Source organism: Shinella sp. JR1-6 (genome assembly GCF_004284735.1).
In the GTDB taxonomy this organism is placed as follows: domain Bacteria; phylum Pseudomonadota; class Alphaproteobacteria; order Rhizobiales; family Rhizobiaceae; genus Shinella.
This window is the reverse complement of sequence record NZ_SHMI01000029.1, coordinates 1-11,719: the sequence shown is the minus strand read 5'-3', so window position 1 is coordinate 11,719 and position 11,719 is coordinate 1. Positions and strand designations below refer to the sequence as shown.

12 protein-coding genes are annotated in these 11,719 nt (G+C 57.2%); 9 read left to right on the top strand and 3 right to left on the bottom strand.

Annotated features, from left to right (window positions below):
* The first annotated feature begins 575 nt into the window (after nt 1-575).
* Together EXZ48_RS29120 and EXZ48_RS29115 are read left to right on the top strand one after the other, a co-directional pair.
* Entirely contained in the window at nt 576-878 is a 303-nt protein-coding gene (locus EXZ48_RS29120) for a DUF982 domain-containing protein (protein WP_130520345.1), read from the top strand.
* Nucleotides 879-1,196: 318 nt separating this feature from the next.
* A complete protein-coding gene (locus EXZ48_RS29115; RefSeq protein WP_130520343.1) occupies nt 1,197-1,445 on the top strand; it encodes a DUF982 domain-containing protein in 249 nt (82 codons plus the stop codon).
* A 465-nt stretch (nt 1,446-1,910) separates the two neighbouring features.
* On the opposite strand, the gene EXZ48_RS29110 is transcribed toward EXZ48_RS29115, so the two are convergent.
* Nucleotides 1,911-5,021: a response regulator gene (locus EXZ48_RS29110; protein WP_130520421.1), complete on the bottom strand. Its 3,111-nt coding sequence runs from the start codon at nt 5,019-5,021 to the stop codon at nt 1,911-1,913.
* 164 nt (nt 5,022-5,185) lie between these two features.
* On the opposite strand from EXZ48_RS29110, the gene EXZ48_RS29105 reads away from it, so the two are divergent.
* From EXZ48_RS29105 to EXZ48_RS29085, 5 genes are all read left to right on the top strand, one after another.
* Nucleotides 5,186-6,187: a sensor histidine kinase gene (locus EXZ48_RS29105; RefSeq protein ID WP_130520342.1), complete on the top strand. Its 1,002-nt coding sequence runs from the start codon at nt 5,186-5,188 to the stop codon at nt 6,185-6,187.
* A gap of 372 nt (nt 6,188-6,559) precedes the next feature.
* Nucleotides 6,560-6,769, top strand: coding sequence for a cold-shock protein (locus EXZ48_RS29100; protein WP_130520340.1), 210 nt, complete (start codon nt 6,560-6,562; stop codon nt 6,767-6,769).
* Nucleotides 6,770-6,889: 120 nt separating this feature from the next.
* Complete coding sequence (locus EXZ48_RS29095; protein ID WP_130520338.1) at nt 6,890-7,114, top strand: hypothetical protein; 225 nt, start codon at nt 6,890-6,892, stop codon at nt 7,112-7,114.
* Between the two features lie 30 nt (nt 7,115-7,144).
* A complete protein-coding gene (locus EXZ48_RS35590; RefSeq protein WP_130520336.1) occupies nt 7,145-7,525 on the top strand; it encodes a DUF6481 family protein in 381 nt (126 codons plus the stop codon).
* 97 nt (nt 7,526-7,622) lie between these two features.
* A complete protein-coding gene (locus tag EXZ48_RS29085) occupies nt 7,623-7,898 on the top strand; it encodes a hypothetical protein (protein WP_130520334.1) in 276 nt (91 codons plus the stop codon).
* Between the two features lie 375 nt (nt 7,899-8,273).
* Here EXZ48_RS29085 and groL read toward each other — a convergent pair whose 3' ends face one another.
* Nucleotides 8,274-9,902, bottom strand: coding sequence for a chaperonin GroEL (gene groL / locus EXZ48_RS29075; RefSeq protein WP_130520332.1), 1,629 nt, complete (start codon nt 9,900-9,902; stop codon nt 8,274-8,276).
* 52 nt (nt 9,903-9,954) lie between these two features.
* A complete protein-coding gene (locus EXZ48_RS29070) occupies nt 9,955-10,269 on the bottom strand; it encodes a co-chaperone GroES (protein ID WP_130520419.1) in 315 nt (104 codons plus the stop codon).
* A gap of 282 nt (nt 10,270-10,551) precedes the next feature.
* On the opposite strand from EXZ48_RS29070, the gene EXZ48_RS29065 reads away from it, so the two are divergent.
* Nucleotides 10,552-10,824, top strand: coding sequence for an usg protein (locus EXZ48_RS29065; RefSeq protein ID WP_130520330.1), 273 nt, complete (start codon nt 10,552-10,554; stop codon nt 10,822-10,824).
* A gap of 151 nt (nt 10,825-10,975) precedes the next feature.
* Nucleotides 10,976-11,452: an Hsp20 family protein gene (locus EXZ48_RS29060; RefSeq protein ID WP_130520328.1), complete on the top strand. Its 477-nt coding sequence runs from the start codon at nt 10,976-10,978 to the stop codon at nt 11,450-11,452.
* Nucleotides 11,453-11,719 lie beyond the last annotated feature (267 nt).

Sequence of the window (11,719 nt, the reverse complement as noted above, 5' to 3'; positions counted from 1 at the left end):
GGCAAGTCAAGACTGGACGAACGGTATCAACGCATGCCAGCGCTTATGACATAGGTCTTTACCATGTAGTCGAGTTCTTCTTCCGTCAGGTCCGTGTCAAAGTGCTGCCAACTGGAGGAAACCAATGACCATCATCCCAGTAAAATTCACGGTGAAGCATTCTGTTTTGGTCGAGGGACACAAAGTCGATGACGGAATCTACGTGGGGCAGAGGATTTCGGACACTGAGATTGAGCGACAGCACCGCCGGAAGCATTCCTTTTTTCTGCATTTAGTCGAACCGGTCCCTGGGAGGACGTCAAAGGCCGTAGAGCGGTTCGACCTCGACGTTACTGCCCTCGTGTTCACTGGGGCGATCACAGTGAGTTAGGGGAGTGGTTCATCGATAAGGCGTCGTCATCGAAGATTGAGGTTTGAGGGTGCCCCCCATAGGCTCGTGGCGCCATCTTGTCGTGTTTTTTACTGGCGCTGCTGAGACTGATCTTGAAACCGAAAACCTAGGAAAATACATCCTCGGTCGGTGCTCGATCCCGACACCACCCTTGTTGATCACCAACGTTTTCAGTGAGGTAGAGATGAACTCGAAGGTATTTGATAGGCCCGTATATCTGAGGGAACGCAGAGAACTGATCCGAGAGATAACGTGCCTGGAAGACGCCATAGATTTTCTGGAAGAATGGCCTGAAAGAGATCGTGATATCGTTCACGACGCGGCATTGAAGACCTGCTACATGGCCTTCGACGGTCACAAACCGGTAAAAACTGGGCGCAATGCCATTCGCTCTTTTGGAGAGAAGAAGGGCATTCTGGTGAAATCTCCCGGCGTCATGCCGTGGATGATCCGGTCGCGCTCCGGTGGTGGACGCCTGTCCGCATAGGAGCCCCTGGAGACTGGAGAGGCTGCCGATGCGGCCTCTCTTGCAAATAGCCCGCGTCGTGCCGCCGCCGCGAGTCGCGAGCGTTGCAGGATAGCCGGCGCACCGGTCGCGAAGACGGCTGATGATGCCTAGCTTGTAGAGCTTCAGCCCGTAATCGGCGCGGTTCACGTCTTACTTGATCCGCGCATCTGGCGACTTTCTCGTCGAGAAGATGGGCCTCTGTCATGCCGCGCTTCTCATGCAAATTTCATCGAACTGACACGGAACCACCTGCACACAATCTGCATTCATAGTCCCGATTTGACAGGGAAATACGAAATGCTTTCTGTAACTTGGGATCGCGATCTCGCCATTGTACTGCCAGGCATGCGCCGTGCCATGGAGATCAAAGACGTTCGAAACGCCATGTTCGTCCTGGCGGAAAAAGGGCCGGTGACCTATGGCCGAGCTTTCCAGCGCGCGCTTGTCTTTTGCGCTCGCGCTATTGAAGGAGAATGCTCTCTATCGCGTGCTCGACTGGCATTCCTTGCCGCAGCTCGCGAGGCAAATGTGGCCGTTGTCGCGTAAGCCTGACATGCCGCCTCGCAGTTTGCGACGCGCGGTGGCACTGGAACGCCGAGGCGTGAATCTTTGGGCGCACTTCGGCAGCGGATTCATTCTTGAAGACGACAGGAGGCCGGCGGTGATACAATTTCAGCCGCGTCACGGCGCGGACGCCGGCTGGTGTGAAGATGAGCGGGCGATAGAAATCTCGACGGGATCCCCATAGATCGCCTGGCCGTGCACGCAGTGAGCCATGAAAGTCCGTGCTCTTTGTACGTGACCACCACGTCGCACGTAGCTCCGGCCCTTTAGTGCTGAGTACATCTCCTTAAATGAATAGATTATCTGGCTGCGCCCGCCCGGGCCTTGTAGGTCGATGTCCGCGTTCTATCCATAGGCGAAGTCCTTTCGACGAAAGAGCCGACCGGCGCGCCCTCGAATGGATTAGGGCCGCCATATGGGGCAACCTCCCGCGCCGGTTCGCCTCTTCTAGCTTGCTTCGGCCAATACGGCACGTAGGCTATCAATCGTGAATGGCTTCGAAAGCTGATCGGCATCGACAATACCAGAAGCCGCTTTCGCGCTATCATCGCCACTGGCGAACACGATCCGTACATTCGGCCAGCGCTCCCGGACCCGTTGAGCGAGGTCAATCCCGGAAATACCGGGCAAACCCACGTCTGTCAGCAATACATCAATGCTTTGGGTTTCCACCAAGCCCAGTGCGACTTCAGCGGATTTGGCTTCGTGGACGGTATGGCCCAGTTCCTCCACCATATCGATCGTTGACATAAGGATGAGCGGTTCATCCTCAACGACGAGAACACGAAGCGCCGTATGTCGTTGAACCTGGGACTTCAACACAGACGGTCGCTCTTCACGCTCGAGGCGTTCCACTGCGATCTTGTGTTGCTGCGCGTTGCTCAAGACATGACGGACTTTGCGCGCGAGCGCGTCGCGGGTGTAAGGCTTGGATAGCAATTCAACGCCAGCATCCAACCTGCCACCATGGACGATCGAGTTTTCCGTGTATCCCGACGTATAAAGCACTGCCATATCGGGCAATAGTGCCTTGGCCCTTCTGGCGAGCTCCGTGCTGCGCATCGGGCCTGGCATCACGACGTCAGTAAACAACAGGTCGATGGGGATGCCGCTGTTCACGATGGCGAATGCCGACTGCGCGTCGTGGGCTTTGAGAACGCGGTATCCAAGATCAGTTAGCAGCGCCACCGAAATCTCCCGAACCGCGTCGTCGTCCTCCACAACGAGAACGGTCTCCGTGCCGCCCTTTGCCGGTATCGCATTTGCATCCGCCAGACTGTCCTCGGTCTGCATCGTGCGCGGCATATAGAGCTTCATTGTCGTGCCATGGCCAACTTCGCTGTATATCTTCAGATGGCCGCCGGACTGCTTCAGGAATCCATAGACCATGGACAATCCAAGTCCGCTTCCTTTCCCTTCCGTCTTCGTGCTGAAAAACGGTTCAAGGATATGCTCGATAATATCAGGCGATATGCCCGCTCCGGTGTCGGTGACCGCGACAAGAACGTACTGCCCGGGACGCACGTCCTCGTGTAGCCGCGCATAGTCGTCGTCGAGAATGGAATTCGCAGTCTCAATGGTGAGGCGCCCGCGGCCTTCCATCGCGTCCCTCGCATTGATCGCCAGGTTCAGGATCGCATTCTCCAGCTGACCGGGGTCGATCAAGGTATTCCAAAGGCCACCGGAGACGATGGTCTCAAGCTCTATTTCTTCACCCAATGCCCGCCGTAGCATGTCGTCCATGTTCTGGATAAGCTTGCGAACGTTGACGACCTTGGGTTCGAGCGGCTGACGGCGACCGAATGCCAACAGCTGTGATGCCAGCTTTGCCCCGCGGGCGACTCCCGCCAACGCGTTCTCAAGACGTTGCTCGGCTCGCAGGTTCCCGGAAATGTCGTTGGCTAGAAGTTGCAGGTTACCGCTTACGACCTGCAGAAGATTGTTGAAGTCATGGGCAACGCCGCCGGTGAGATTGCCCAGCGCCTCCATCTTTTGCGCCTGCCTTAATGCGACCTGAGCGGTTTCGCGCTCGAGGGTTTCCTTCTCCAGATCGAGGAGAGCGCTTCTCAGCTCGTGGGTGCGCTGCTCCACCCTCTGCTCAAGTGTGTGGTTGAGGCTCTGGAGCTGATCTTCCGCGCGCTTCTGGTGTGTGACATCGAAACCGTCCACGAAAATACCGGTGACGGCTCCATTCGCATCGAAAATCGGCTGGTAAATGACGTTGATGAACCGCTCATCCAGTCTATCTTCGCCTTCGCGTTGCAGCGATACCGGCAGGTTTCGGCCGATGTAAGGTTCTCCTGACTGGAAAACGCCATCGAGCAACTCGAAGAACCCTTGCCCGTTTACCTCCGGAAGTGCATCACGAACGCTCAGACCAACGATCTGGCGATGGCCAACCAGCTGCAGGTAGGCGTCGTTGGCTAGTTCAAATACATGGTCGGGCCCGCTCAATATGCACATAAAGCTCGGGGCTTGTTGAAAAAGGGCGCGCATGCGGTCGCGTTCCGCTGTGCGCAACTCGATTTCCGAGGAGAGCTGGCGGTTGAGTTGCTCAAGGGCGTCTGCCGCTCTTTCCCGCAATTCAGCGGCCTCGGCCAATGCGGCGGCTCGCCGCCTTTCTGTTTCGAATGCCTCGGCACTCGCCAGACGGGAGGTGATTTGGCCGGCAATCAGCTTCAGAAAATCGAGGTAGTCCTCGGTAACGGCTCGGTGAGGATTGAGCCCACTGATCAATATCCCTTTCGGCCTGTCTCCGCCCTGACCGGCGAGGGAAATTACCGCGGCTTGAGTTGGGCTTCTCGGCCATGGGCCGGATGGAACATCATTGGCCGTCGACAGGTCTATCAGAGCGACGTCCTGTTCCGACCAAGCGGGTTCAATATTCCACAAATCGGCACCACGGCGAATCTCTTCAGGCATGAGAGCGAAATCATCCGGCGCGCCGCAGATCCATTGACGCCTCGCATTTCTCTCGTCGTCAAATGTATAAAGGGCGCTAAATGGGAGGTCCTGAAGGTTCTCCCCGAGGGCTTCGCGTGAAACCTTGAACACGTCGTGTTTCGTGTCCGCCGCAGCGAGCCCGGAAGCAAGAGCCCGCATCGTCGCCATGCGGCGTTCACCGATGACCCGCTCGGTCTCCTCGGTGACCGCACAAAAAACACCTTCGACCTTACCGCCATCGCCGATAAGCGGGCTATATGAGAAGGTATGATAGGTCTCTTCGGGGTAGCCACTACGCTCGAGAAGAAGGAGGAGCGCTCTGTCCCATGTCGCCTGACCGGTGTGGTAGACGGTTTCCAGACGCTCTTTGATATCGTCCCAGATTTCGGCCCATAGTACTTTCGTTGGGACGGCAAGTGCATTGGGGTGCTTGTTGCCCAGTGTAGGGCGATAAGCGTCATTATAAAAGAAGGCGATGTCCGGCCCCCAGCCGAGCCACATCTCGAATTTCGATGTCAGCAAGAGCCGGACTGCAACCTTCAGTGCCTCAGGCCAAGTGTGCGGCAAGCCAAGAGATGTGCCCGCCCAATCGTGCTGGCGCATCATATGCGCCATCTCACCGTTGCCGACGAAAATATCCTGGTATCGAGCCGCAGCGTGTGGGGTCATGACATTTCCATTCGAGATCGTAGGCCTCAATTAGGCCATTGATAACGCTTTTCCAGCCCGGTAGTTCTGAAGCGAGGTCAGTTTTTGCATTGGGTGAAAGAGTTTGAGAAATGAGCCAAGCAAAGTCTCAGCCTGAATGGAGTGCAGACGAACTCAGGCGGGCGATCAAGTCGGCTGGGGTGGCCCTTTGGACCTGGATCATCCATGACGACACATTTGTGATGGATGCCAAGGCATACGAGCTATGGGACATTCCCTATGAGACCGAACTCACGTTCGAACATCTTTCTGCAAAGGTGCATCCAGCCGACAGAGATCGTGTCAGAGCGGCATTCGTCGCTACCCGTTCCATCGACGGACCATTTGAGATCGATTTCCGCATTCTGACCACCACGTCGGACGTTCGATGGGTTTCCGCGCGAGGCCAGGGTAACGAGGGGAATGCTGCGACCAACAAAATGACGGGCATCTTCCTTGATGTCACAGGACGAAAGCAGGCCGAGGAAGGTCACGAGCTGCTCGCCGGGGAGATGAGCCATCGCGTCAAGAACCTGCTCGCCCTAGCCGCGGGTCTCACCAAAATCACGTCGCGCTCGACCGATACCAAGGAGGAGATGGCCAAGCAGTTGACGCAAAGGCTGACGGCTCTTGGCCGCGCCCATGAACTTGTACGCCCCCTCCCGGATAGCCAGGGGAGCGCGGCCTTGCTTGGCGACCTATTTACAGTCCTGCTGGCGCCTTATGATGACGTGGGCGCCTTCGCCGGCCGCATTCGCGTAGCGGTCCCTCGCATGGGATTGGGCGAAAAGGCTGCGACCAGCCTTGCGCTGGTCATTCATGAATTGGCGACGAATTCGCTGAAATACGGTGCGCTCTCCAACGATACGGGATTACTCGACATTTCCGGGGCTTCGCTCGATGGCGATATCGAGATCGTATGGAGTGAGCATGGTGGCGAGAGTGCTCACCTGCCGAGATCGCCGGAAGGGTATGGCAGTAAGCTGTTGCATAGAACAATCTCGGGGCAATTGGGCGGCACGATCGACTTCAACTGGGTCGAGGGCGGCGTCGTTGTGACGCTTCGGATGAAGGAGAGCCTTCTTTCTTCCTGAAGGGGCAGTCCACCGATCGTTTCACTTTGATCGTGAAACCGTTCGTCTCGCTTCGACCCAGTATCGGACCGCGGCGCCATCATAAAACGATCCAGATTGACCCCTCGTGAGACCAGGACGAACGTTCAGGCTGCCACCGCAACCGCGAAGGAAAGAACACTCTATAGGTGCATTTAGGGGTTTTGAAAACTAAGCGTTGACGAGTGGCCCGAGACCCCATATAGACGGGTCATCGATCTTTTGCTTGCCGAGCTTTGTCTACCGCGCGATTGGCACCGCGCTCTAAGCGAACTTCTCTTTCAAAAATAGTCGGTTTTCGTCTGCGTGGCATCCGCTCCGCAGTTCTTCACTCTATGCTTGAAAGGGTTCACAATGACCACTGGCACAGTTAAATGGTTCAATTCCACCAAAGGCTTCGGCTTCATTCAGCCTGACGATGGCGGCGCTGACGCTTTCGTTCACATCTCGGCTGTCGAGCGCGCTGGAATGCGCGATCTCGTCGAAGGCCAGAAGATCGGCTTCGACCTCGAGCGCGACAAGAAGTCGGGTAAGATGTCGGCCTGCAATCTGCAGGCTGCCTAAGGATGGCTGCTTCCCTTTGACCACGGATGTACTGGCACTGCCGGAAGCAATTATCACTTTTAGGCCAGGCGCCATGCCTGGCCTTTTTCGTTCTGGCCTCAAGCCACATCAGGTCATTCAGTGAAAGAGACATATAGTAAATCTTGCCAGCAGGCCGAGACCGCCTTCGGCAATCTCCAGACGGAGTTCTTCGCCAAGAACAATGCGGCGGAAGAGCTCGAATCCGAAGCTCAAGCACGCGACGCCAAGACAGTCAGGCTGCGCGAAGCGCGCCTCGCCAAGGAGCAAGCAGACCGGATGTCTGCAACATCGGCGCTTCTTGCCAAACGATCCAAGGCCAGTTGATCATCCCAAACGCTAAATCAGGATAATGATTTGAGACCCGCCAAAAATAACGACCTCACCGACCGACGCTCCGCTGCTGCAGACGCCAAGGCCGCTCTTCTCACAGCCTACCGGGCCGCAAAGACGGCGGCAGAGCCGGTTCAAGCCGCCCGACAGGCGGAGCGCATCTCACTTGTTGAAGCCCGCGAAGCGCGCCGTGCGGAACGGGAACGACTGAAAATCGAGGAGCGCACCCGCCTCGAAACTCTTGCCACGCAAAAGCAGGCAGCCATCGAGGCAGCCGCCGCAGCCGAGATTGAGGCGCGACAGTCCGCTGAAAACGCTCGGATATCGCGTGTCCTTGAAGATGAGGCCGCTCGCAAGGCCGAACGCGACCGACGTTACGCCGCCCGGAAGGCCCGGCAGGCTTAACGTCCAAGCGCCCGCTTTCCAATGGAGGCGGCCGTGGAATAGATCAAGGCGTGATATACAGTCGCGCTCGAACTTACTCATTCCTTGGGAGCCTTTGATGGCACCGAACACGAACGAACTGCAGGCCATCAATACGGCCTGGCAGATAGCGATCCAGGAAATCCTGCGCATGGTCATCCGTGACATGTACCATGGTGCGGGTGAAGCAGCCTTCAGCGCCCATATAAAGCGGATCGAAGAAGCGGCCGTCGACAGCATCCAGACCGACTTGAGGCTTCGCGGAACCAGCGAGTGGACCGAAATGCTGGTCAAGGAACGGGCAAGCAATTTCGTGACGACGCTGCTGACCTCCTTTACCTACGATCGTGCCTGAACACGATAGACGGTCATCCGAACCGCCGGTCTTTATACGCTACCGTACCTGAACTTTTCTTGTGGTCTGCGAGGCTGCTATGTAAGGCTCCTGCCTAAATCACTCCAACGCCGCGATAAGCCAAGCGGTCGGCATGGATGAACACAGCACAGAACGCCTCGCGCCATCGTAGAGTTCTCCTTCGACGCAATCATCGGTAATATCTTTCAGGCACAATCGTACGCTGGAAGAAGGCCGCCGAACGCATGTTCGGCTACTGGGAAGCCGAGGTGGTCGCATCCACGCTATCGCCCGAATTCTATCTTGAGTGAACAGACAGCGTAAAAATGCCGGGACTGGTCCGCCCTTGTGCAGGACGGACCAGCGGTGTGTCGCTTAGAAATCCATGCCTGCGCTACCGGGGAGGGCAGGAGCGGTTTCCTTTTTGGGCTTCTCGGCGATCATCGCTTCCGTCGTTACGAGCAGGCCTGCTACGGACGCGGCATCCTGAAGCGCGGTGCGGACGACCTTCGCCGGATCGATCACCCCCTGAGCATATAGGTCGCCGTACTCACCGGTTTGCGCATTCCAGCCGAACGAAAGATCGGCCTTCTCGCGCAGCTTGCCGACGATGACGGAGCCTTCCGCACCGGCATTTTCGGCGATCTGCCGAACGGGCGCCTCAATGGCCCGGCGGATGATATCGATACCGACCCGCTGGTCCTGATTGGCCGCCTGGATGGTGTCGAGCGCCTTCACCGCCCGCAACAGCGCAACGCCGCCGCCGGGTAGGATGCCTTCCTCGACAGCCGCGCGGGTTGCATGCAGTGCGTCGTCTACACGATCCTTCTTTTCCTTCACCTCGACCTCCGTGGAGCCGCCGACGCGGATAACGGCCACGCCGCCCGCCAGCTTCGCGAGGCGCTCCTGCAGCTTCTCACGGTCGTAGTCCGAGGTCGTTTCTTCAATTTGCGCGCGGATCTGGGCGACACGTCCGTCGATCTCCGCCTTCGAGCCGACACCATCGATGATGGTGGTATTCTCCTTCTCGATGGCGACCTTCTTGGCGCGACCAAGCATATTCAAGGTGACGTTTTCCAGTTTGATGCCCAGGTCTTCCGACACAACAGTCCCGCCGGTCAGAATGGCGATGTCCTCGAGCATTGCCTTGCGGCGATCACCAAATCCCGGTGCCTTCACGGCTGCGATCTTTAGACCGCCGCGGAGCTTGTTGACGACGAGCGTCGCGAGCGCTTCACCTTCCACATCCTCCGCGATGATCAACAGCGGTTTTCCCGACTGGACGACCGCTTCCAGGACTGGAAGCATTGCCTGAAGGTTCGACAGCTTCTTCTCATGAATGAGAATGTAGGGTTCTTCGAGTTCGACACGCATTTTGTCCTGATTGGTCACAAAATACGGGCTGAGATAGCCGCGATCGAACTGCATGCCTTCGACCACTTCGAGTTCGGTGTCCGCGGTCTTTGCCTCCTCGACCGTAATGACGCCCTCATTGCCGACCTTTTCCATGGCTTGCGCGAGATAACGGCCAATTTCCTCATCGCCGTTCGCGGAAATGGTTCCGACCTGCGCGATCTCCGAGTTGCTTGTGATCTTGCGCGCATTCTTCTTGAGATCTTTCACCACGGCATCGACGGCGAGATCGATGCCGCGTTTCAGGTCCATGGGGTTCATACCGGAAGCAACCGCCTTGGCGCCTTCCTTGACGATGGCCTGGGCGAGCACAGTTGCGGTCGTCGTGCCATCGCCAGCGAGATCATTGGTTTTCGAGGCGACCTCGCGCAGCATCTGCGCGCCCATGTTCTCGAACTTGTCCTCAAGCTCGATTTCCTTGGCGACCGACACCCCATCCTTGGTGATGCGCGGCGCGCCGTAGGACTTGTCGATCACGACATTGCGCCCCTTGGGGCCAAGGGTCACTTTCACAGCATTTGCTAGCACATCGACCCCACGCAGCATGCGTTCACGGGCGTCGGTGCTGAACTTGACGTCTTTGGCAGCCATTTCTTTAACTCCTCAATAGGCAGCTTGTGACTGGTTGGATGGGTGGGACCGCTCAGGCGGCTTTCTTCTGTTCGGCTCGGCCCTTGAGGATGCCCATGACATCGCTTTCCTTCATGATCAGCAGATCCTCGCCGGCGATCTTGATCTCCGTGCCAGACCACTTGCCGAAGAGGATGCGGTCACCGACTTTGACGTCGAGCGGCTGAACCTGCCCGGCGTCGTTGCGCGCGCCCGGGCCGACGGCGATCACCTCGCCCTCTTGCGGCTTTTCCTTGGCAGTGTCGGGAATGATGATCCCGCCCTTGGTCTTTTCATCAGATTCAACCCTGCGAACGAGAATGCGATCGTGAAGCGGTCGGAACGACATGTTTTCCTCCAATGGACAAACAGTGATGACGATGTTCACCCGGAGCCGGACCGGATGACCGGTCCGGGCGGGTACAGGACCTCTCATGAGCGCCCTGCGCGCAAAAATCTGGATTGTCGATTTTCTCATTTCAAGAGGCTGGCCGAAAAAAATCAGCACTCGTCGGAAGTGGCTGCTAAAATACTGTAATGCTACGATAAAATCGAATTTGAACAATGAAATTTGTTGATGATCGTGAATGATGGCGGCATCATTCCGGGGTCGAACAACGGAGATGAAAGCATGCGGTTTGCATCAGATCTCGAGCGCCAGCTCCAAGGCTACGGCCTGACAACTGCGCATATCCTTTATCGCATTCCCGACTTCGAATCCGTTCTCCAGGCCTATGTCTGGCAGGACTACGATCTCGCACCGGACTTTCCCGAAATGCGCAAATTTCTCGACTTCTGGCAGACGTCGCTGGATGGGCCGCTGCACTCGGTGCGCTACACCCATCGGCGCCTGATCGGCGCGAACGAATGGCGGCGCGTCGAGGGCGAGTTCAGGCTGCATTGAACTGGTCTGAAAAAAATTCGGATGAGGCCCTTGAAGATCGACTAGGCAAAAACCAGATCGATTGCCGCCAGCCGCTGGATCAGGGCTGGCCTTGCTGGGAGCGCCGTCTTTCGGCGCCCCGTATCCATGTTGCTTCAAGGAGGATATGGTTATGGCAACATCCTACGATTATGCGCCGCTCTTTCGGTCGAGCATCGGCTTTGACCGTGTGTTTAACCTGCTGGAAAATGCGCAGCGTGCACGCTCAATCAGCGACTGGCCCCCTTACGACATCGTCAAGACCGGCGATGACAGCTATCGGATTGCGATTGCCGTCGCGGGGTTCGCGCGAGACGATCTCGACATAACCTTTCAGTCGAACCTGCTTACTGTAACCGGCAGGAAACAGGATGCGTCGGCGGAGGGCTACCTGCATCGCGGCATCGCGTCCCGGCCATTCGAGCATCGCTTCGAGCTTGCGGACCATGTGAGGGTCGATAGTGCAGACCTGAATAACGGTCTCCTCTCGATCGGACTTGTCCGCGAGATTCCCGAGGAGATGAAGCCGCGCAAGATTTCGATCGAGAGCGCGCCTGCGCTCGGAAAACTTGGTTCTCCCGCACAGATCGAGGGCCAGAAGGCCGCGTAAGAAGTGAACGATGCGACAACGGGTGCCGGTGGAGCGGCGCCCAACGGCATGACGGGTTGGGAAGGAGGACGATATGAAACCCGATGTGTTTAAGAGACCTGTCCAAATACTCGTTGGTCTCGGCTTTCCAATGGAAATCCGGACTGCGGCCGAGGCCTACAGACATTTGGTCGATCGGCCTCACCTGAACGTAACCGCGATTTTTGGGTCACCTATGAATCGGGGGAGCGCTTAGGCAGGTTGTGTCCACAAGCAACGTAATGGACA

Coding starts and splice junctions, on each gene's coding strand:
- EXZ48_RS29120 (WP_130520345.1), top strand. CDS start 576: ATGAACTCGAAGGTATTTGATAGGCCCGTATATCTGAGGGAACGCAGA.
- EXZ48_RS29115 (WP_130520343.1), top strand. CDS start 1,197: ATGCTTTCTGTAACTTGGGATCGCGATCTCGCCATTGTACTGCCAGGC.
- EXZ48_RS29110 (WP_130520421.1), bottom strand. CDS start 5,021: ATGGCGCATATGATGCGCCAGCACGATTGGGCGGGCACATCTCTTGGC.
- EXZ48_RS29105 (WP_130520342.1), top strand. CDS start 5,186: ATGAGCCAAGCAAAGTCTCAGCCTGAATGGAGTGCAGACGAACTCAGG.
- EXZ48_RS29100 (WP_130520340.1), top strand. CDS start 6,560: ATGACCACTGGCACAGTTAAATGGTTCAATTCCACCAAAGGCTTCGGC.
- EXZ48_RS29085 (WP_130520334.1), top strand. CDS start 7,623: ATGGCACCGAACACGAACGAACTGCAGGCCATCAATACGGCCTGGCAG.
- groL (WP_130520332.1), bottom strand. CDS start 9,902: ATGGCTGCCAAAGACGTCAAGTTCAGCACCGACGCCCGTGAACGCATG.
- EXZ48_RS29070 (WP_130520419.1), bottom strand. CDS start 10,269: ATGTCGTTCCGACCGCTTCACGATCGCATTCTCGTTCGCAGGGTTGAA.
- EXZ48_RS29065 (WP_130520330.1), top strand. CDS start 10,552: ATGCGGTTTGCATCAGATCTCGAGCGCCAGCTCCAAGGCTACGGCCTG.
- EXZ48_RS29060 (WP_130520328.1), top strand. CDS start 10,976: ATGGCAACATCCTACGATTATGCGCCGCTCTTTCGGTCGAGCATCGGC.